Source organism: Occultella glacieicola, assembly GCF_004353825.1.
Classification (GTDB): Bacteria; Actinomycetota; Actinomycetes; order Actinomycetales; family Beutenbergiaceae; genus Occultella; species Occultella glacieicola.
Genome location: NZ_SMNA01000005.1, coordinates 42,353 through 60,922, shown reverse-complemented (window position 1 = coordinate 60,922; position 18,570 = coordinate 42,353). Strand labels below are relative to the sequence as shown.

Genomic DNA, 18,570 nt, shown 5'->3' with positions numbered 1-18,570 from the left:
CCCGGGCGCCCCGTCGCGGGCCCGTACACTGCTATTCCGTGGCTCTCACTATTGGCATCGCCGGCCTGCCCAACGTCGGCAAGTCCACCCTGTTCAACGCGCTGACCCGCGCGACCGTGCTCGCGGCGAACTACCCGTTCGCGACGATCGAGCCGAACATCGGGGTGGTCCCGCTCCCGGACGAGCGGCTGAACGTCCTGGCGGGGATCTTCGGCAGCGAGCGGATCCTGCCGGCCACGGTCTCGTTCGTGGACATCGCGGGCATCGTCAAGGGCGCCAGCGAGGGCGAGGGCCTGGGGAACAAGTTCCTCGCGAACATCCGGGAGGCGGACGCGATCTGCCAGGTCACCCGGGCGTTCGCGGACCCGGACGTGGTCCACGTGGACGGCAAGGTGTCCCCGAAGGACGACATCGAGACCATCAACACCGAGCTGATCCTGGCCGACCTGCAGACCCTCGAGAAGGCGATCCCGCGGCTCGAGAAGGAGGTCAAGGGCAAGAAGACCGACGCCAAGGTGCTCGAGACCGCCCGGGGCGCGCTCGCCCTGCTCGAGGCGGGCACCACGATCTCCGCCGGTGGCGACGCGGCCGGTCTCGACCCGGAGATCGTCGCCGAACTCGGGCTGATGACCGCGAAACCGTTCATCTACGTGTTCAACACCGACGACGAGGGCCTCGCCGATGCGTCCATGCAGGCCGAGCTGCGCGAGCTGGTCGCCCCGGCCGAGGCGATCTTCCTGGACGCCAAGTTCGAGGCGGAACTGGTCGAGCTGGAACCGGAGGAGGCCGCCGAGATGCTCGCCGAGACCGGCCAGGAGGAGGCCGGCCTGGACCAGCTGGCCCGGGTCGGGTTCGACACCCTCGGGCTGCAGACCTACCTGACCGCAGGTCCCAAGGAGTCCCGGGCCTGGACGATCCACAAGGGCTGGACCGCACCGCAGGCGGCCGGGGTGATCCACACAGACTTCCAGCGCGGCTTCATCAAGGCCGAGGTGGTCTCGTTCGACGACCTCGTCGGCGCGGGGTCGATGGCCGAGGCGAAGGCCCGCGGCCGGGTGCGGATCGAGGGCAAGGACTACGTGATGGCCGACGGCGACGTGGTGGAGTTCCGGTTTAACGTCTAGCGTTATTGACGCAAGACGTTATATACCGGTCTGGACCGATGCTGGTGCCGAGGACGTGCAGATCGTGGACCATCACTAGGAGGAGAGACGGCTGAGAAGCTCTACCCGCCGGTGCATCCCGGTGAGGTCTTGATGGAGGACTTCATCGAGGGGTTCGGCATCACCCAGAACAAGCTCGCTGTGTCGATCGGCGTGCCGCCGCGGCGTACCAACGAGATCGTGCATGGCAAGCGTGCCGTCACGGCCGACACCGCGCTGCGGCTGGGTCGCTACTTCGGGATCGAGCCGCAGTTCTGGCTCAATCTGCAGTCCCGTTACGACGTGGAGGTTGCTGAGGATCGAGTAGCTGAGCAGGTAGCGGCAATCACGCCGCTGCAGGTGGCGTGAACGGCGAGCACTCCGATCGAGTGGACGGGTGACGGAAGAGTTGCTGTCGGGTGGTAACGCAGCGGCTCTCGTCGTTCGGGTCGGTGGGACAGTGCGCAAGCCGTTGTTCGACGGCGCGTCCGCGTTCTCGATGAACTCGTCGGCGACGGCGCGAGTGCTCGACCGATTCGCGGCGGATCCGTTCTGGAGCGTGCGGATCGCAGTTGTCGAACACGAGAATACCGAGCGCGGCACGCTGCTCAGGCTGTTGGAGGAGGAACCGCGCCAACGCGGTGTGGTTCATCACGCGGCACGGAAACGGCTGGAGGCCGAGGGCATCGAGTTCGGAGCGAATGGGATGCCACGAGCATGACGACGACGTCCGGCGCAACGCGGCGTCAGGCCGTTTGTGCGGCCGCGACCGGCGCACATCTCGACTCTGTGCCGCATCATGTGCTCGCTGATGCGGTGGCGAGCTCGGTTTCAACGTATGAGCGAGTGCCTGACTCAGGCCTCCGGTAGGCGCTCGGTCAGTTCGGAGAGGAGACTTCTGGCTTCGTCGTGCGCTGGATCGTCAGCGGTTGCGCGATTGATCGCACCCTGGAGGATCTTGGCGGCCTGGGCTACGTCCCCTTTGCTGTCCGCGAGCACGACGGCGTTCCGAACGGCCTCACCCAGCCGACTGACTTCGGAGAGCGCGGCCTCCGAATCGCCGTCGCGGAAGAATCGAATCCAGTTGCCGGCCGGGTCGACGAGACTGAAGCCGCTCAGCCCGCCGGCGTTCTTTCGGGGGCGCGGCCTCGTGATGCGCGGGAATCCCTTCACCGGGAGGCGGCCATAGGCCTCGCGCAGTCCCGACGCGAACTCCTCCCAGATCGGGCCTGTGTCCGTGACGATGACGAGGCAGGAGCTGTGCGAGGACTCTGGTGTGTGACCGTCCAGGCCGTAGTACTGCAGGTCGAACCCGTGACCGTTGACCCCGAGGCACGCATAGGGTCGGTCCTGACGGTAGGTGGTGCGGAATCCCAGGGCGGCGAAGAACGTCTCGATCTCGCCGATGTCGGCGCACGGCAACAGGGGGATGGTGCGGGGAGGAGGCATGAGAGCACCCTATGCTCGCGGCCGGCCAGCCATCCGGACGTTGCGCTGTGCCGGACGGTGGCCGAGCTCCGCCCCAACGTGACATCGTCCGACTCGAAGACCGCTATCCGCCGGCGCTACGTCGGGACCGCAGAGGAGCTCTGGATGAACGTGCAGTCGAACCACGGGCCGCGCCTCGCACGTCGGACTCTGCCTGAACGGGTCGCCGCGGTCACGCCGCTCGATGTCCCGTGAGCGAAGGGGCCCGGGTTGGTTCCGACTCCTCGAGACTGATCATCATCCGTGGGAACTCCGGAAGCGGGAAGTCGCACTTGGCGCGCTCCATTCGGCAGGCGCGTCCGCGTGGTGTCGCGATCATCGGGCACGACGTGCTTCGGCGGGAGATCCTCCACGTCCGTGATCGCCCGGGTGCGCTGAGTGTTCCGTACATCGACATGTCGGCGCGCTTTGCGCTCGATCACGGGCTCGACGTCGTCATCGAAGGCATCCTGCACGCCGAGATATACGGCGAGATGCTCACCCAACTGCGTGCGGACCATCTGGGCCTCACACGCGCGTACTACTACGAACTGGAACTGGGGGAGACCCTGAGGCGGCACCGCACCAAACCGCTCGCTGTCGAGGTCACCGAGGAGCAGGTCACATCCTGGTACGTCGCCGGTGACCGCATCGACGACCTTGGGGAAGTGATCTTCGATGCGGGCCACAGCGAGCACGCGGCCCTCAGGAAGGTCCTTGCCGATGTCGGATGGAGTGCTCCCGGCCGACGGGTCCCGTGAGGCCCGCGCAGCCTCGTGAGGCTACGTGGTGATGGTTCCACCCGCTGATACTCGTTGGTGCTCCGGTGCAGCGTGTGGTCCAGATCCGGTCGGCACAGGGGTTGGGCCCGGCTCATTCATGGCGGAACCGGGCGACGCGGCCGTGGGACAGTGAGACGTGGCGAGGCGATCACCGGCAGCCCAGGCGTGGCTGGATGCCCTGCGTCCCGCGTGCCGTCGCCGCGGCATGCGGTTCGTCAGCGGGACCGCGTTCACTCTCGACGACGTCTACCTCGCCGCCATCGAGGTACCCGTGGTCCAGCCCGACCGGGATGCCGAACGACTGCGGATCGACCGACCCGACCTCGGTCGCGCGCTTCATGGCCGGGTGCCGACGGATGGCGGAGGATGGCAGCGGCGCACGGCTGGCCATCGAGCGCAGGTCCGACGGCACGTTCGTCGGCTGGTGCACCTTCAACAGTTGGGATGCTGACTTCCGAAGCGCCTCCCTTGGCTACTGCCTCAAGGAGGCTGCGTGGGGCCACGGCTATGCGACGGAAGCGGCGCGCGTCCTGCTCCAGTGGGCTTTCGACACGCTCGACCTCAACCGGGTCCAGTCCGAGACCGATACCCGCAACGGGGCATCGGCGCGCGTGCTGGAGAAACTTGGCTTCGTGCGTGAGGGGACACTACGCGCGGACTGCATCGTCAACGGTGCCGTGTCCGATTCCTGGGTGTACGGCTTGCTGAGGCGCGACTGGGCCTGACCCGCCAGCGCGCGGGCAGCATCTTGGGTGGATCAGGCCGGTTGGATCGTCCGGCGCATCACCGTGTTCTTCAGCCCCTTGGTGCGGATGAATTCGAAGCCGGCCTGCTCATACATCGTGCGAGTCCCGTTGTAGACGAATGAGTTGTTCATCCGCTTCTCACCGACTTCGTGCGGGTAGCCCTCGACCACACCGCCGCCCCGCGCGGCAATCTGGTCGAGTGCACCAGCCAGCGCCGCCCGGGCGTAGCCCTGCCTCCGGTAACGCTTGTCGACGAAGATGCAGGTGATTCGATAGTCGGGCGTGACGTCGGCCTCGGCGACGTACTGCTTGCGGTGATGGATGTTCGGCAGTTCATCCGGGGTGCCGTACTCGGCCCACGCGATCGCTTCGTCGTCCATGATCACCAGCGCCGCGTGAGCCTGTCCTTCCGTGACCAGCTGCTCCTTGAACGCGCGGCTGCCCTCGTAACCCGGCCCTCGGTCGGCGCAGTCGTGGAAGTAGGTGCACCAGCACCCGCCGAAGATTCCGTTGTGCCGCTCCACCAGAGCAGCGAACGCGCCCCACGTCTGCGCCGTGAGTGGCTGGATCGAGTAGTCGTCCGTGACCATGCCGCCGATTCTAGGCAGGAGGCTGCTGCGTGCCGGTGCCGCCAGGCCGCACAGCGGGCCGATGGGCCGGTTCCGGTGTGACACGATCTGGTCGTGGCATCGGCGCAGACCCTCAGCGATTCGGACCGGCGGGCCTTGGCACGGTGGGCGCTGGCCTGCGCCGAGCGTGCGCTTGTCCTGTTCGACGCCGATGACGCGGTTGCCGCCGAGGTCCGGGACGTGGTGACCCGCACGCGTGCCTACAGTTCGGGGCAGAGCACCGCCGCCGAGGAGATCACCAGACGATTCGTGGCGGTGCGGGCGGCAGGTGCCGCGACCACGCCGGCCGGCGCGGCGGCGGCCAGGGCGCTCGCCCAGGCCGCGGCGGTCGCGCACATGGGTGCTCATGCCCTGGGTGCGGCCGCATACGCGGCGAAGGCGGTATCGCTGGCGCACCCGGATCGACCGGAAGCGGTCGAGGACGAGATCCGGTGGCAGGTGGCGCACCTGAGTGAGCGGGAGCGAGCAGCGCTGCGACAACTACCAGCCGTGGGCAGCGACTCCGCCGGTCCGCTCGGGGGCGGGCTTCTCTCACGCGGCATCCTGGGCACGACGATCCGCGAGATCCAGTCACGGATCAGCTGAGCGCCCACCGGTGCCCGTACGGACTGGGCGAATGCGTCCATCCCGGGACGTCGCGGCGTACCGTGGCCGCATGACGACCGTGTACGAGGCGGCGGGCGGCTACGACGGACTGAGGCAACTCGCCCTCGCCTGGCATGAGCGCGTGATGGCCGACCAGGTCGTGAGCCACGCGTTCAGCCACGGCTTCCGCGCCGACCACAGCGAGCGGCTCGCCGCCTACTGGGCGGAGGCGCTGGGTGGGCCGGCGATGTACTCGGAGCGCTACGGCGACCAGACCGCCGTCGTGCGGATGCACAGTGGCAACGGCCCGCACGAGGAGATGGATCGTCGCGCGATCTCCTGTTTCGATCAAGCCCTGGCGGACGTCGGCCTCGACGCCGAGGACCGGTTGTGGCAGGTGCTCCACGACTACTGGTCGTGGGCGACCACCAGCGTGATGAATCGGTACCAGGAGAGCGCCGACGACGTCCCGGCGCGGCTCGACCTGCCGTCCTGGTCCTGGGACGGTCTCCGAGACCCGGCTTCGTAGGGAGGACTGCGTCGATGGTCGCCGTCGGTCAAGTGAACCTCGTCGTCGCGGACCTCGAGAGGAGCCGATCGTTCTACGAACGGCTCGGGATCGCGTTCGTGACCCGCAATCGGCGCGGCGACGGCCCCGCCGAGGCCTGGGTCTCGACCAATACGGGCATCCCCGTCGTCCTGCACTCGACCGGCTTCGCCTCGTGGTGGGACGCGACCGCGCCACAGCCTGCCCCCGGCGGGCCGCAGGTGGACCTTGTGCTCGACTCGGCGGAGCGACTCGATGCACTGGTCGCCGAGTTCGAGTCCGCCGGGACGCCGATCGTGAAGGCGCCGACCGACATGCCCTGGGGCCAGCGCCTGGCCATCCTGCGTGACCCGGACGGGCACCGGATCGGCCTCAAGGCGCCGCTCGACGCCCAGCGTGCGTAGCCGGACTGCTTGCGGGGGGTGGCGCCGACGGCTCGGTTGCCGTATGGTAACGGTTACCGACGGGCAACGGAGGCGATGTGGAAGCGGAAGCGGCGCTGGACGCCCTCGGTGACCCGACGCGGCGGCGGATCATCGAGGTCCTGCGCGACGGGGCGTGCCCGGTCGGCGGCATCGCCGACCGGTTGCCCGTGGGTCGACCCGCCGTGAGCAAGCATCTCAAGGTGCTCGAGGGCGCCGGTCTGATCGAGCACCGATCGGTCGGCACTCGAAACCTCTACGCGCTGGCGCCGGCCGGACTCGCCGCCGTCCAGGTCTGGCTCACCCAGCAGTGGGACACGGCGCTCAGCTCCTTCGTCACCCACGTCGAGCGCTCCAGCGCACCGTCCGATCCACAGGAGAGTCCGACATGACCCTGCCCCCGATCCGCCGTCAGGTGTTCGCCGCCTGCGAACTCCAGACCGCCTACGCCCTGTTCGTCAGCGACATCGGGTCCTGGTGGCCCGTGGCCTCCTTCGGCTGTTTCGGCGAGGGCTCCTCGGTCACCCTCGACGGGTCACGGTTCGTCGAGACCGGCCCCGCCGGGCAGACCGCGGTCTGGGGGACCATCATCGAGGCCGACCCGCCGACCATGGTGTCGTTCACGTGGCACCCGGGTAGGGAACCGGACGCCGCGAGCCGTGTCGTGGTCTCCTTCGCTGCCGCGGGCGACGGGACGCTCGTCACCCTCGAGCATGACGGGTGGGAGAGCTTCGCCGAACCGGCCGCGGCGCGTGCCCAGTACGGCGGCGGTTGGGTCACGGTGCTCGACCGCTACGCGGAGGCGGCATCGGCCCAGTAGGTGATGGCCTACCTGGCCGCGGCGCTCAGCGCGCCCTCGGCCCGATCGGCGCGCAACAGGTACGGCTGCTGTCGGCCGAGCAGGTCGCCGCTTCCGCGGAGGCGCCCGTCGGCCGTTAGCCCACGGGCGGCCGACCTGCGGCCGGTCGCGTGCGAGAGTGGGTCGATGGACATCGACGACCTCCCGACGGCGGAACTCGCGACTCCCGGGACGTTGCGGGACGCGCTGGTCGCCGCGGCCCTGGCCGGGACGAAGACGGCCACCAGTTCCCTGCTGGTCGCCTACGAGACCGCCGGCGAGCCGGTGCCGCAGGTCGGTGCCAGGTTCGCGCTGGTCGACTCCGCCGGGGAGCGCGTCGCGATCCTGGAGAACACCGAGGTCCGGGTGGTCCGCCTGAGCGACGTGGACGACGACGTCGCGCCTGCCGAGGGGGAGGGGTTCACGTCGAGGACCGACTGGCGCCGGGCGCACCAGGCGTTCTGGGACACCCCGAAACACGGGCCGAACTGCCGGCCGGATTCGTCATCGACGACGAGGCCTTGGTGGTTCAGGAGTTCTTCCGGGTGACCGGTCGCGATCCTGACGCGGCCGAGGCCACCGAGGCCACGGGGGCCACGGGGGCCATTGAGGCGATCGAGGCCATGCAGGCGCAGTCGGCGGAACCCGTTGCCTCGAGTCCGCTGCAGGATCTCCTGCGCCGACGGCGGACCAGCCGCCGGTTCTCGGCCGGGCCGATGAGTTCCGAACAGCTCTCGCGGCTGCTCCGGGCGGCGCTCGGACCGGTCGGCGACGGTCGTCGCAGCGTGCCGTCCGCGCACGCCCGTTACCCACTGTCACTGGCGGTCGTCGTCGGCGGCGTCGACGGTCTCCCGGCCGGGGTGTACCGGTACGACGCCGATGCCGACGCCGTGTCCCGGCGCACGGCCGGGGACCGTCGCCGGGACTTCGCCGCCGGGTCATTCGTCGACGAGGACTGGCTGGCCGGGGCTGCGGCGCTGGTGGTGATCGGCGCCGACCTCGGCGCCGCCGCGCGGGACTTCGCCGACCAGCCACCGGACCGTGGCGAGCGGTACGTCTGGCTGGAGGCCGGGCATCTCAGCCAGAACCTGTATCTCCAGGCGGCCGAGGAGGAACTCGGGGCCGCCCTGGTCGCCGGCGTCGACGACGAGCGGTTGCGGGAGGCGGCGCACGACGCGCTTCCCGAAGGGCACCTCCCGCTGGCACTGTTCGCCGTCGGCCCCGCGACGGACCGGTAGCCGCACGCCTACGATCGGCGGATGTTCACCACCGAGTACCGCGACGGGCTGGCCGAGCTCCTGAGAGAGCGGGCCCGGTCCGACCCCCGGGTGGTCGGGGCCGCGCTGGTCGGCTCCGCGGCAACCGGTCGCCAGGACCGCTGGTCCGACATCGACCTCGCCCTGCAGATCGCCGACGGCGTGGACCCGGATGGCGTCGCCGAGGAGTGGACCGCCTGGATGCGGGCCGAACAGGACGTCGCGGACACCCTCGACGTCCGCGGGGCGGGCACCCTGTTCCGGGTGTTCCTGCTCGCCAACTCGCTCCAGGTGGACCTCTCGTTCTGGCGCCACGATGACTTCCGCGCCACCGAGCCGGGGTTCCGGGTGCTCTTCGGCACACCCAACCCGGCCACGGAGCCGAACCTGCCGGACCCGGCCGGCCTGATCGCGATGGCCTGGCTGCATGCGCTCCACTCCCGCTCCGCCGTCGCCCGGGGCCGGCTCTGGCAGGCGACGATCATGCTCGACGGGCTCCGGGAGCGGCTGGTCTCGCTCGCCTGCCTGCGGCACGGACTGAACCCGCACCAGGGCCGCGGCGTCGACCAGCTGCCCACCGCCGAACTGGACGCCCTGACCGCGACCCGGCCGTCCGCCGTCGAACAGCAGGAACTGCGACGCGCGCACAACGCCGCTCTCGCCGCCCTAGCCGCCGAGGCCACCCGCCACGACCGTGCGCATGCCGAGCGACTCGCCCCGGCGTTGCGGGCGCTCGCGGGCTGAGCCGGACCGGAACTGCGCGTCAGGCCACGCAGAACTCATTCCCCTCGGGGTCGGCCATCACCACGTGGCCGAGGACCGTGCGGCCGTCGTCGTCGCGGTAGTGCTCCTCCCGGACCCGAGTGGCCCCGAGCGCGGTCAGTTCCGAGATCTTCGCCCGGATCAGCTCCGCGCGGGACACCCAGTCCCACGGTGGTTCGCCGGCCACTCGGATGTCGATGTGGAGCCGGTTCTTCGCGGTCTTCGGCTCGGGAACGCGCAGCCACCCGATCGCCGGCCCGACCCCGTCCGGGTCGACGATCGAGGCACCGTCCGGGTCGTCGTAGCCCGGTTCGGCGACGTATCCGAGCGCACTCGCCCAGAACTGTGCCAGTCGGTGCGGATCGTTCGCATCACCACCGAGGGTCCAGTGCATGGTCATGGATTGATGCTAGGCCTCGGTCTGGCGGCGGGGCCCGAGGCCGATCCCAGGGTGGCCAGGGCCTCGTCGACCGTGGCGTGCACCCGGCCGTCCGCCTCGAGCTTCTGGTACCACGCCACCCGCTGGGCCACGACCGCGGCCCTCGGCGGCAACGCGGCGAGGTGCAGCTCGACGCCGGTGCCGGCCAGCGCGCGGTCGAGCTCCGCGAGCCCGTCCAGCACCGTGATCGTGATCGCGGCCAGTCGGTGCAGGTCGAGTACGACCCTGGCCACCCCGGGCTCGGCCGCGACCAGCTCCTCGACCGCGGTCGTGTTCGACCTGGTGTTGGCCGTGTACAGACCGTTGCCCAGATGCACGGCCAGCACGTCGCCCTGGTGTTCGCCGGCCGTGACGGCTGCCCGGTTCAGCTCCCGGAGCACGAGCCCGAGGGTGACGACCACGCCGGCCACGACGGCCGGGAGCAGGCCGGCGGTCAGTCCGATGGCGGCCACGAGGAGTGCGATCCAGAAGTCGATCGGGCTGATCCCGGCCCAGCGGACCAGTTCGGGCAGGTTGATCAGGCCGACGACCGCGACGAACACCATCGCGGCCAGCGTCGCCTGCGGCAGCAGACTGACCACCGGACCGAGGAACACGGCGACCAGGACCGCGAGCATGACCGTGACCAGCGTCGAGAGTTGGGTCTTCGCGCCGGCGTTCTGGTTCACCGCGCTCTGCGAGAACCCGCCGGCGGCGGGCATCGCCGTGAAGAAGGCCCCCGCGACGTTCCCAGCGCCGGTCGCGAACAGTTCCCGGTCGGCGTCCACCGGGGGCTCCGCGGGCGTGCGGAGCGTCCGCGAGACCGTGGCCGACTCCAGGAACGACATGACCGAGATCGCCAACGCTCCCGGGGTGAGCGCGGCGAGACCGTCCAGGTCCGGCAGACCGGGGATCGGCAGCCCGGACGGGACCGGCTCGATCAGGGCGACCCCGCGCGCCTCCAAGCCCGCCACGGCGACCAGCAGGATGCCGGCGACCACCACGATCACGGGGCCCGGCACCCGCGGCGCGAACCGGGCGAGCACGACGAGCACGGCGATCGAGGCGACCGACAGTGCGACGGTCGCCGGATTCGCGGTGTCGAGCGCCTGACCCACGGCGGCGAGGGAACGGAGGAATCCGTGGCCGGAGTAGTCTCCCGTCTCCCCGAGCAGTTTCGGCAGCTGTCCGACGGCGACGGTCGCCCCGACGCCGATCTTCAGGCCGAGGACGGTTGCGCCGCTGATGTTCTCCACAAGTGACCCGAGTCGCAGCAGCCGCGCGATCAGCAGCACGATCCCGACCAGCAGGGTCAGCGTCATGAGCGAGCCGAGGGCGTCGTCGGAGCCCGCGGCGACGCCGGCCGAGACGAGCGTGGTCGCCGTCAGCGTCGCGATCGTGGACGTGGTCGTCACACTCATCGTTCGCGACCCACCGAGCAGGGCGTATACGGCCAGCGGCACGATCGCGGTGTACAGGCCCACCTGGACCGGCAGGTTGGCGATCGTCGCGTAGGCCATCGCCTGCGGAACCACGACGGCCCCGGCAGACAGCCCACCGACCACGTCCGGCAGCAGCCACTCCCGCCGATATCCGGTGAGTGTGGGGAGCAACCAGGATCGGCGGGTCCGGCGCGCGGCGGCGGACACCGGACCCACCGGTTCCTCGGGGTGGCTCACGCGGCCAGGGCGCGCGCCTTGATCCGCTCGAACTCCTCGGCCGTGATCGTCCCGGAGTCGAGCAAGCCCTTCGCCTTGGCGATCTCATCCGAAGGACTCGTCGCTGCGACGGAGCGGATGTAGTTGTCGGCGGCGTCCTGGGCCTGTCGCGCCTGGCCGGCGCTGCGCTCGGCCATGCCCTTGCCGCGCGCGATCAGGTAGATCAGCGCGGTCAGGAACGGGACGAACACCAGGAAGATCATCCAGACGGCTTTGGCCCAGCCGCTCAGCTCCCGGTCCCGGAACACGTCAGCGACGATCGAGAACAACGCCATCAGATAGGAGATGAACACGAAGGCCCAGAAGAACCACCAGATGATGTCCCAGAAACTCTGCCAGAAATCCACGGTCACGCCTCGCATCCTGGGTCCCCGTTGGACCCGCAGGCTCACCCTGACGGCTCGCCGGCGGCCGCGGCACCATCCGAGATGGGTGATTGCCCCCGCGGCTGGACGTGGCTCAGGTGTACGTCGTGATCATGACAGCGGTGGCCTCGTCGATCACCCGGCGCACGGCGGTGCCGGAAGATCCCGAGGATCTTGCTCTCCTGCTGCTCGAGCACGCCCTCACCGGCGAGCCCTTCGAGCAGCTGTTCCTTGAGGGTCTTGGCCCGGTCCGACCAGGAGAACATCCCGCCGAGGGCAGCGACGGCGTCCTTGGGTTTGCGGTCGTGGGCCTTGTCGAGGATCGCCAGACGCAGCGGGTCAGCAGGCAGGGACCGCCCGGTCCGGGCGAATCGGCCCTTCCGCACCGGCCCGTCCGCCTCTCGGCCACCTCGAGGGGCGCCGTCGGAGACGAGGTCCGTCAGCGCGGCCGCGGCGATCGCCGTGTGCAGGCTGTTCGCGTCGATCAGTGGTCGACCCGAGTCGTCGTCGAGAACCAGCAGCAGATACTCCTCGGCGAGGGTGTGGCTCATCGGTTCCTCCGTGGTCGGTGGTTCCTCCAGTCGACCATGCCCCTCGCGGCCCTGCATCCGGCTCATGGGGGAGGCCGGCCGGGCCATCCGGACGTGGATCGTCCGGAGTCGCGGCTACGGTCGTCGCATGACCGACGCAGCGATCGCGAAACCCGTCCTCGACCTGATCATCCTCGACTGCCCCGACGCCCTGGAGCTCGGGCGGTTCTACTCGGAGCTGCTCGGCTGGCCGATGGAGCCGGGCGCGGACCGGGACTGGGTCAACCTGGTCCCGCCAGGCGGCGGCGTGAGCCCGGAGCGCCCGGACGGCCGCCCCGCCCTCGCCTTCCAACGGATCGAGGACTGGGTCACGCCGACCTGGCCCGGCGGCGCCCACCCCCAGCAGGTCCATTTGGACCTGACCGTCGCGAACATCGACGCCTCCGAACCATCGGTGCTCGCCCTCGGCGCCCGGCGCCACGAGCACCAGCCGTCCGAGGACGGCAACTTCCGCGTCTTCCTGGACCCGGCCGGTCACCCCTTCTGTCTCATCCAGTGACCCGCGGACGCTCACCGTTCGATACGGTGAGCAAGTGAGCCATGTGCGCCTGATCCGTTCCGAGACCCTGGCACCCACCGAGTACGCCTACGCCGCGTCCGCAGGTCCCGGTGCAGAGCTGGTCTTCCTCGCCGGCGCCTGCCCCCTCGACGAAACCGGCGCTGTCGTGGCGCTCGGGGATCCCGTCGGCCAGGCCAACGCCGTCGTGGCGAACCTTCGGCAGGCACTCGCGGACGTCGGCCTGTCCCTCACCGACGTCGTGTCCACCCGGGTGCTGGTGGCCACCACCTCCCAACCCGATCTGGTCAGGGTCTGGGAGGTGGTCCGGGACGCGTTCGCCGACCATGACGTGCCGAGCACGTTGATCGGCGTGACCGTGCTCGGCTACCCCGGCCAACTGGTCGAGGTCGAGGCCGTCGCGGCGAGGAAGGCATGAGCGCACCACGCGTCGGCCTGATCGGCGCCGGCGGTATCTCCGGGGTGCACGCTGCCGGCTGGCGGGCCCTGGGGGCGGACGTGGTGGTCCACTCCGAGCACGGGGCGCACGCGCTCGCGGACACCTTCGGGTTCCGCACCGCGGACACCCTCACCGAGTTGTGGCCGCAGGTGGACCTGGTGGACATCGTCACCCCGACCGCCACCCACGCCGAGCTCGCCCTCGCGGCCATCGCCGCCGGTAAGCACGTGATCTGTGAGAAGCCGCTCGCGCGCACGTCCGTCGAGGCGGCGGCCGTCGTCGGGGCCGCCGAGGCGGCCGGGGTGCGGGTGTTCCCCGCCCACGTGGTGCGCTACTTCCCGGAGTACGTGGCCGCGCGCGACGCGATCCGGGCCGGCCGGATCGGCACGGTCGCCGTGGCCCGGTTCCGTCGGATGAGCGCGGCCCCGAAGGCGGACTGGTTCTTCGACGAAGCCCGCTCCGGCGGCATCGTGCTCGATCAGATGATCCACGATCTCGACCAGGCCGAGTGGCTCGCCGGTCCGGTCGCCCGGGTGTTCGCCCGTTCGACGGCGAAGGCCGGCGACGGCGGTCGGGTCGCCAGTGCCGCGGTACTGCTGACCCACACCTCGGGTGCGATCAGCCATGTCTACGGCGTCTGGGGACATCCCGGCCTGCGGTTCACCTCCTCGTTCGAGATCGCCGGGGACGCCGGCCTGCTCCGGTACGACATGGCGCGTTCCGACACGGTGCGGGTCCAGCTGGGCGGCCCGGCCGACGCCGGCGGCTACCTCCCGGCCACCGACCCGTCGGAGAGCCCGTACGCCGCCGAGCTCGCCGACTTCTGGGCCGCGATCGAGTCCGGCACCCAGGCATCCGTGGCCGGCACGGACGGTGTCCGGGCCGTCGCGCTCGCCGAGGCGGTGCTGGCCTCGGCCGCGAGCGGCGTGCCGGTGGACCTGCCGGCCGATCCAGCCGATTCCGCACATTCGAGCACCGAGGGGAGCCCGCGATGACCACCACCACGCCGCTGACCATCGGCATCCTGTCCTTCGCGCACACCCACGCCGCCTCCTACGCCCGGATCCTCTCCGCGATGCCGGACGTCGAGGTGCTCGGCACCGACCCCGGCCCGTACGACCCCGGCACCGTGCGCGGCGCGGGGTTCGCCGCCGAGCACGGCGTGACCTACGTCGAGGACGTGGCGAGCCTGCTCGCGAAGGCGCCGGACGCCGTCGTGATCTGTGCGGAGAACACCGCGCACCGCGAACTGACCGAACTGGCGACCGTCGCCGGTGCGCACGTGCTCTGCGAGAAGCCGCTGGCCACCTCCGACACGGACGCCGCCGCCATGGTCGCCGCTGCCGACGCGTCCGGGGTGATCCTGATGACGGCCTACCCGGTCCGGTTCGCGAGCGCGTTCACCGATCTCGTGGCGCGGGTCCGTGCCGGCCAGCTCGGTGAGATCTATTCCATCCTCGGCACCAACAACGGCAAGATGCCGCTGGCCCAGCGGTCCTGGTTCACGGACCCGACCCGCTCCGGCGGCGGCGCGCTCGTGGACCACGTCGTGCACGTCGCGGACCTGATCGACGCGCTCCTGGGCGAGCCCGCGCAGGAGGTGCACGCCGTGACGAACCGGATCCTGCGGGCCGACGCGGGGGTGGGTGTGGAGACCGGGGGAGTGGTCTCGGTCCGCTACCCGTCCGGGGTGATCGCCACCATCGACTGCTCGTGGAGCCAACCGGAGTCCGCACCCACCTGGGGCGGCCTGACCCTCGAGGTGCACGGCACCGCCGGGTCGGTGCGGATCGACCCGTTCGCGGCGCACGTGTCCGGCTACGACGCCGGCGGCGAGCTCTGGGCCGGCTTCGGCGCGGACCTGGACGCCCGGATGATCGACGAGTTCCTCGACGCCGTGCGCACCGGCCGGGCCCCGCAGCCCGACGGTGCCGTGGGCGCGCGCACGCTCGCCGTCGTGACCGCGGCACAGCGGTCGGTCGCCTCGGGGCTGCCGGTCCCGCTCTGAGCCGGTCCGGTCCACGCGCCGAGCCCGACGGCGGCCGGTCGCCGCCGCGGTGACCGACGGCAACTCGTGGCATCAGAGGGCATCGTCGCACCCGGGATCCCTAGGCTGCACGGGACGCCGCGTATCGGGGGTCGCGGCGTCGACGAGAGGGAGAGGCCGACGACGTGACCGACCGCACCACGGGCGTCCGCTGGACCCGCAACTTCATCCTCGCGATCGTCACCAGCTCGTTCATGGGGATGATCTTCTACCTGCTCATGACCACGATGGCGTTCTACGCCGTCGAACGGTTCCAGGCGACCGAGAGCCTGGCCGGCCTAGCGTCCAGCGCGTTCATCATCGGTTCGGGCCCTGTGGTGTGATCGCGACGTGCCGGGTGCGTCGTCCCCGCACCGCAACGGTGTCGCGGCCCTGGGGCGAGCGAGGTGGGGGTGGGCCTGGGGCGCGGCGTGCCAGGGTCGAGGTGGGTGTGCCTCATCTGATTGCACCACCACGATCCGGACCCACACCTGCGTCGGCCCAGGGCGTGGACCGATGTCGGTCCTCGGGCGGACCATGGGGGATGTCCACCCGCCCGCCCGAGGAGCCCGGCACCGCGGCCGGTAGCGCCGGCCCTGATGCCGGGTCTGTTGCCGGCCCCGATCCGGGGGTCCCGGACGACGTCGCCGCGAAGCCACGGTGGCGCCGGGACGCGACGATCTTCCTGAGCGGCCAGACCGTAACCCTGTTCGGGTCGATGCTCGTCCAGTACGCGATCATGTGGCACCTGACCCTCGAGACGAAGTCCGGCTCGGTGATGGCGCTGGCCTCGGTGTTCGGCTTCCTGCCGCAGGCGATCGTGTCGATCTTCGGCGGCGTGTGGGCGGACCGGCTCGACCGGAAGCGACTCATCATGGCCGCCGACGGCACGATCGCGGTGACCACGCTCGCGCTGGCGATCCTGATGCTGGCCGGCACCGACCACCTGTGGCTCTTCTACGGCACGCTGGCGATCCGTTCGATCGGCGCCGGGATCCAGCTGCCCGCGGTCTCCGCGCTGATCCCGCAGCTCGTTCCCACCTCGAAGCTGATGCGGGTCAATGGCCTGAACGGGACCATCCAGTCCGCGATGATGCTCGTGGCACCGGCGGCCGCCGCGGCCGTGTACGCGAACTTCTCGATCGTCGCGATCTTCTTCGTCGACGTCACCACCGCGGCCATCGGCATCGGCCTGCTGGTGGTGCTCTCGGTGCCGCGGATCGTGCGCCGCGACGTCGACGGGCCGCTGCCCGGTTACTTCGACGACCTGGTCGGGGGAGTGCGGTACGTGGGGCGCCACCCGTTCATCCGCTGGGTCCTCCTGCTCTTCGGGGTCGTGTTCCTGCTGGTCGCGGCACCCTCGTACCTCACCCCGCTGCTGATCGTGCGCACGTTCGGCGAGGAGGTCTGGAAACTGACCGCGAACGAGTTGGCGTTCAGCATCGGCATGACGCTCGGCGGCGCACTCATCGCGGCCTGGGGCGGGCTCAGGAACCGGATCCTGATGATGCTCGGATCCGTCTTCGTCTTCGGCGGCCTCACCGCCGCGCTCGGCCTCGCTCCGAACCTCTGGGTGTTCCTGGCCCTCATGTTCGGAATCGGCCTGTTCGTGCCGCTCTTCTCGACGCCGTCGTTCACGGTGCTCCAGGAGACCGTCGAGCCGGAGCGCCAGGGCAGGGTGTTCGGCTTCGTCGGCCTTGTGATGGCGGTGTCCATGCCGCTCGGCATGGCGGTGTTCGGTCCACTCGCGGACCTCTACAGTGTCGAGGTCCTGATGATCGCCGCCGGTGTGCTGCTGATCGCGGCTGCCGCGGTTGCCCTCCTGGTGCCCGCGGGCCGCCGTACGATGCTCGCCGCCGGGGACCTCAGCCGACGGGAGGGGCGACGACCGGGTCGTTGACGCCCGGCACGGCACCCCAACCCTCCGGCCCTGCGGAACCGGCCGGGTAGTCCTGCATCGGGACCTCGTCGGCCCGCCACGCGGCGAGGACCGGAGCCACGATGCGCCAGCAGTCCTCCGCGACGTCGCCGCGGATCGAGAGCAGGGGATCACCGTCGAGCATCCGGCCCAGGACCTCGCCATAGGGCAGCATCCGGGCGGCGCCGAGGGTTGCCCGCAACTCCTTCTGCTCGAGTTCGAAGGGGTCCCCCTCGGCGTTGACGGACATCGAGATGACCATCTCGGCCGGCTTCAGCCCGAGGATGAGCAGGTCCGGGCTGCCGGTGCCGTGCAGCCCGCTCGGCACGTGGGCCGGTTCGCGGAAGTAGACCTCGATCTGCTTGACGGCCTCGCCGAGCGCCTTGCCGCTGCGCAGCACGAATGGTGTCCCGCGCCAGCGCTCGTTGTCGATCTCGACGACCAGTTCGGCCAGGGTCTCGGTGTCCAGCGCCGGGTCCACGCCCTCCTCGGCGACGTAGTCCGGCACCTCGCGGTCGCCGATGGTGCCCGCGGTGTACCGGGCCCGTCGGGAGGCGGTGGTCGGGTCGTCGCCCCAGACCCGGGCGGCCAGCAGCGCCTGGGCCTTGAGCGAGCGCACGTGCTCCGCGTCCAGGGTCCGCGGGGCCTCCATGGCGAAGAACGCGAGGACCTGCAGCAGGTGCGACTGGATCATGTCCACGAGCGCGCCGGCCCGGTCGTAGTATCCGGCCCGGCCCTCCAGCGCGAGGTTCTCGTCGTAGCGGATGACCACCTTCTCGATGTGCGCCGACTTCCACACCGGCATCAGTAGCCGGTTCGCGAACCGGACCCCGAACAGGTTCAGCACCGTGCTGAGGCCGAGGAAGTGGTCCACCCGGAAGATCCGGTTCTCCTCGACGACCTTGAGGAGCTGGACGTTCAGCGCTTCCGCCGACGCGAGGTCGCTTCCGAAGGGCTTCTCCAGGGCGAGCCTGGTCCCCGGAGCGACGCCGCGCCGCTCGAGCAGGGCACAGACGCCCGCGGTGATGCGCGGCGGGAGTGCGAAGTAGATGATCGTGGGCCCGTCCACGGTGTTGAGCAGGCTGTCGACGGCGTCGACATCGAGCACGTCGGTGCGGACGTACCGGGTGTCGGCCACGATCGCGTTCGTGGCCGGCTCGGGCACCCCGGCGCCGCTCAGACCCGAACGCACCCGCTCCGCCCAGTCCTCCTGGCCGAGGTCGGCGATGTCCGCCCCGACGACGCGGACCTCACGGGTCGGCTCGTCGGCGAGGAGTGAACCGAGACCCGGCAGCAGCAGCCGGTTCGTGAGATCGCCCGAGGCACCGAGGATGAGGATGGTGTTGGCGCCGTGCGTCGTCGCGTCGCTCATCGCGCCAGTCTCGCAGGAGTGCCCCGGCGAT

At 70.4% G+C, this 18,570-nt stretch carries 28 protein-coding genes; 19 read left to right on the top strand and 9 right to left on the bottom strand.

What is annotated here, in order from left to right; translation table 11 throughout:
• Positions 1–38 precede the first annotated feature (38 nt).
• The 3 genes from ychF to EXU48_RS10640 all read left to right on the top strand — a co-directional run bounded on the left by ychF (position 39) and on the right by EXU48_RS10640 (position 1,863).
• Entirely contained in the window at positions 39–1,124 is a 1,086-nt protein-coding gene (gene ychF / locus EXU48_RS10650) for a redox-regulated ATPase YchF (RefSeq protein WP_133107646.1), read from the top strand.
• Between the two features lie 111 nt (positions 1,125–1,235).
• Entirely contained in the window at positions 1,236–1,511 is a 276-nt protein-coding gene (locus tag EXU48_RS10645; RefSeq protein ID WP_268958162.1) for a HigA family addiction module antitoxin, read from the top strand.
• A 28-nt stretch (positions 1,512–1,539) separates the two neighbouring features.
• On the top strand, positions 1,540–1,863 hold the full coding sequence (locus EXU48_RS10640) for a hypothetical protein (RefSeq protein WP_133107644.1): 324 nt from the start codon (positions 1,540–1,542) through the stop codon (positions 1,861–1,863).
• Positions 1,864–1,997: 134 nt separating this feature from the next.
• Here the strand turns inward: EXU48_RS10640 and EXU48_RS10635 are convergent, their stop codons facing one another.
• The gene (locus EXU48_RS10635; RefSeq protein ID WP_133107643.1) at positions 1,998–2,591 is read right to left on the bottom strand and encodes a VOC family protein; all 594 of its coding nucleotides are present in this window, start codon (positions 2,589–2,591) and stop codon (positions 1,998–2,000) included.
• Positions 2,592–2,902: 311 nt separating this feature from the next.
• Here EXU48_RS10635 and EXU48_RS10630 point away from each other — a divergent pair, with 311 nt between their 5' ends.
• Entirely contained in the window at positions 2,903–3,370 is a 468-nt protein-coding gene (locus tag EXU48_RS10630) for a P-loop NTPase family protein (RefSeq protein ID WP_133107642.1), read from the top strand.
• 169 nt (positions 3,371–3,539) lie between these two features.
• Here the strand turns inward: EXU48_RS10630 and EXU48_RS25035 are convergent, their stop codons facing one another.
• Positions 3,540–3,731: a hypothetical protein gene (locus tag EXU48_RS25035; RefSeq protein ID WP_235856967.1), complete on the bottom strand. Its 192-nt coding sequence runs from the start codon at positions 3,729–3,731 to the stop codon at positions 3,540–3,542.
• Positions 3,732–3,747: 16 nt separating this feature from the next.
• On the opposite strand from EXU48_RS25035, the gene EXU48_RS10625 reads away from it, so the two are divergent.
• Positions 3,748–4,116 carry a GNAT family N-acetyltransferase gene (locus EXU48_RS10625; protein WP_235856966.1) on the top strand — a complete coding sequence of 123 codons (369 nt, stop codon included), beginning with the start codon at positions 3,748–3,750 and terminating at the stop codon, positions 4,114–4,116.
• A gap of 32 nt (positions 4,117–4,148) precedes the next feature.
• Here the strand turns inward: EXU48_RS10625 and EXU48_RS10620 are convergent, their stop codons facing one another.
• On the bottom strand, positions 4,149–4,727 hold the full coding sequence (locus EXU48_RS10620) for a GNAT family N-acetyltransferase (RefSeq protein ID WP_133107640.1): 579 nt from the start codon (positions 4,725–4,727) through the stop codon (positions 4,149–4,151).
• A 93-nt stretch (positions 4,728–4,820) separates the two neighbouring features.
• Between EXU48_RS10620 and EXU48_RS10615 the strand changes: the two genes are divergently transcribed.
• The 5 genes from EXU48_RS10615 to EXU48_RS10595 all read left to right on the top strand — a co-directional run bounded on the left by EXU48_RS10615 (position 4,821) and on the right by EXU48_RS10595 (position 7,140).
• The gene (locus EXU48_RS10615) at positions 4,821–5,351 is read left to right on the top strand and encodes a putative immunity protein (protein WP_207947693.1); all 531 of its coding nucleotides are present in this window, start codon (positions 4,821–4,823) and stop codon (positions 5,349–5,351) included.
• Positions 5,352–5,421: 70 nt separating this feature from the next.
• The gene (locus EXU48_RS10610; protein ID WP_133107639.1) at positions 5,422–5,880 is read left to right on the top strand and encodes a group II truncated hemoglobin; all 459 of its coding nucleotides are present in this window, start codon (positions 5,422–5,424) and stop codon (positions 5,878–5,880) included.
• A 14-nt stretch (positions 5,881–5,894) separates the two neighbouring features.
• On the top strand, positions 5,895–6,302 hold the full coding sequence (locus tag EXU48_RS10605; protein ID WP_133107638.1) for a VOC family protein: 408 nt from the start codon (positions 5,895–5,897) through the stop codon (positions 6,300–6,302).
• Positions 6,303–6,379: 77 nt separating this feature from the next.
• Positions 6,380–6,712 carry an ArsR/SmtB family transcription factor gene (locus EXU48_RS10600; protein WP_133107637.1) on the top strand — a complete coding sequence of 111 codons (333 nt, stop codon included), beginning with the start codon at positions 6,380–6,382 and terminating at the stop codon, positions 6,710–6,712.
• Positions 6,709–7,140, top strand: a complete 432-nt coding sequence (locus tag EXU48_RS10595; protein ID WP_133107636.1) for an SRPBCC domain-containing protein — start codon at positions 6,709–6,711, stop codon at positions 7,138–7,140. The genes EXU48_RS10600 and EXU48_RS10595 overlap by 4 nt, the downstream gene beginning before the upstream one ends.
• Before the next feature lie 8 nt (positions 7,141–7,148).
• On the opposite strand, the gene EXU48_RS24480 is transcribed toward EXU48_RS10595, so the two are convergent.
• On the bottom strand, positions 7,149–7,313 hold the full coding sequence (locus EXU48_RS24480) for a hypothetical protein (RefSeq protein ID WP_165962763.1): 165 nt from the start codon (positions 7,311–7,313) through the stop codon (positions 7,149–7,151).
• Between EXU48_RS24480 and EXU48_RS10590 the strand changes: the two genes are divergently transcribed.
• The 3 genes from EXU48_RS10590 to EXU48_RS10580 are packed head-to-tail and all read left to right on the top strand — an operon-like array spanning position 7,306 to position 9,158.
• On the top strand, positions 7,306–7,707 hold the full coding sequence (locus tag EXU48_RS10590; protein WP_235856965.1) for an ASCH domain-containing protein: 402 nt from the start codon (positions 7,306–7,308) through the stop codon (positions 7,705–7,707). The genes EXU48_RS24480 and EXU48_RS10590 overlap by 8 nt on opposite strands.
• Complete coding sequence (locus EXU48_RS10585) at positions 7,683–8,396, top strand: SagB/ThcOx family dehydrogenase (protein WP_235856964.1); 714 nt, start codon at positions 7,683–7,685, stop codon at positions 8,394–8,396. The genes EXU48_RS10590 and EXU48_RS10585 overlap by 25 nt, the downstream gene beginning before the upstream one ends.
• Before the next feature lie 21 nt (positions 8,397–8,417).
• Positions 8,418–9,158, top strand: coding sequence for a nucleotidyltransferase domain-containing protein (locus tag EXU48_RS10580; RefSeq protein WP_133107635.1), 741 nt, complete (start codon positions 8,418–8,420; stop codon positions 9,156–9,158).
• Between the two features lie 19 nt (positions 9,159–9,177).
• On the opposite strand, the gene EXU48_RS10575 is transcribed toward EXU48_RS10580, so the two are convergent.
• From EXU48_RS10575 to EXU48_RS10560, 4 genes are read right to left on the bottom strand one after another with little or no spacing between them, the layout of a single operon-like run.
• Positions 9,178–9,576, bottom strand: coding sequence for a VOC family protein (locus tag EXU48_RS10575; RefSeq protein WP_133107634.1), 399 nt, complete (start codon positions 9,574–9,576; stop codon positions 9,178–9,180).
• A complete protein-coding gene (locus EXU48_RS10570; RefSeq protein WP_235856963.1) occupies positions 9,573–11,273 on the bottom strand; it encodes a SulP family inorganic anion transporter in 1,701 nt (566 codons plus the stop codon). Before EXU48_RS10570 ends, EXU48_RS10575 begins: the two co-directional genes overlap by 4 nt.
• Positions 11,270–11,659, bottom strand: a complete 390-nt coding sequence (locus EXU48_RS10565; RefSeq protein ID WP_133108017.1) for an SHOCT domain-containing protein — start codon at positions 11,657–11,659, stop codon at positions 11,270–11,272. Before EXU48_RS10565 ends, EXU48_RS10570 begins: the two co-directional genes overlap by 4 nt.
• Positions 11,660–11,700: 41 nt before the next feature.
• Positions 11,701–12,228 (bottom strand): GOLPH3/VPS74 family protein, encoded by a 528-nt coding sequence (locus EXU48_RS10560; protein WP_165962762.1) that lies wholly within the window; start codon positions 12,226–12,228, stop codon positions 11,701–11,703.
• A gap of 127 nt (positions 12,229–12,355) precedes the next feature.
• Between EXU48_RS10560 and EXU48_RS10555 the strand changes: the two genes are divergently transcribed.
• The 6 genes from EXU48_RS10555 to EXU48_RS10530 all read left to right on the top strand — a co-directional run bounded on the left by EXU48_RS10555 (position 12,356) and on the right by EXU48_RS10530 (position 17,149).
• Positions 12,356–12,766 carry a VOC family protein gene (locus EXU48_RS10555; protein ID WP_133107632.1) on the top strand — a complete coding sequence of 137 codons (411 nt, stop codon included), beginning with the start codon at positions 12,356–12,358 and terminating at the stop codon, positions 12,764–12,766.
• A 34-nt stretch (positions 12,767–12,800) separates the two neighbouring features.
• Positions 12,801–13,202, top strand: coding sequence for a RidA family protein (locus EXU48_RS10550; protein WP_207947692.1), 402 nt, complete (start codon positions 12,801–12,803; stop codon positions 13,200–13,202).
• Positions 13,199–14,218: a Gfo/Idh/MocA family protein gene (locus tag EXU48_RS10545; protein ID WP_133107631.1), complete on the top strand. Its 1,020-nt coding sequence runs from the start codon at positions 13,199–13,201 to the stop codon at positions 14,216–14,218. Before EXU48_RS10550 ends, EXU48_RS10545 begins: the two co-directional genes overlap by 4 nt.
• Positions 14,215–15,231 (top strand): Gfo/Idh/MocA family protein, encoded by a 1,017-nt coding sequence (locus EXU48_RS10540; protein WP_133107630.1) that lies wholly within the window; start codon positions 14,215–14,217, stop codon positions 15,229–15,231. The genes EXU48_RS10545 and EXU48_RS10540 overlap by 4 nt, the downstream gene beginning before the upstream one ends.
• 164 nt (positions 15,232–15,395) lie before the next feature.
• Complete coding sequence (locus EXU48_RS10535; RefSeq protein ID WP_133107629.1) at positions 15,396–15,593, top strand: hypothetical protein; 198 nt, start codon at positions 15,396–15,398, stop codon at positions 15,591–15,593.
• A gap of 200 nt (positions 15,594–15,793) precedes the next feature.
• Positions 15,794–17,149, top strand: coding sequence for an MFS transporter (locus EXU48_RS10530; protein ID WP_133107628.1), 1,356 nt, complete (start codon positions 15,794–15,796; stop codon positions 17,147–17,149).
• Here the strand turns inward: EXU48_RS10530 and EXU48_RS10525 are convergent.
• A complete protein-coding gene (locus EXU48_RS10525) occupies positions 17,115–18,539 on the bottom strand; it encodes a glucose-6-phosphate dehydrogenase (protein ID WP_133107627.1) in 1,425 nt (474 codons plus the stop codon). The two genes, EXU48_RS10530 and EXU48_RS10525, sit on opposite strands and share 35 nt — an antisense overlap.
• Positions 18,540–18,570 lie beyond the last annotated feature (31 nt).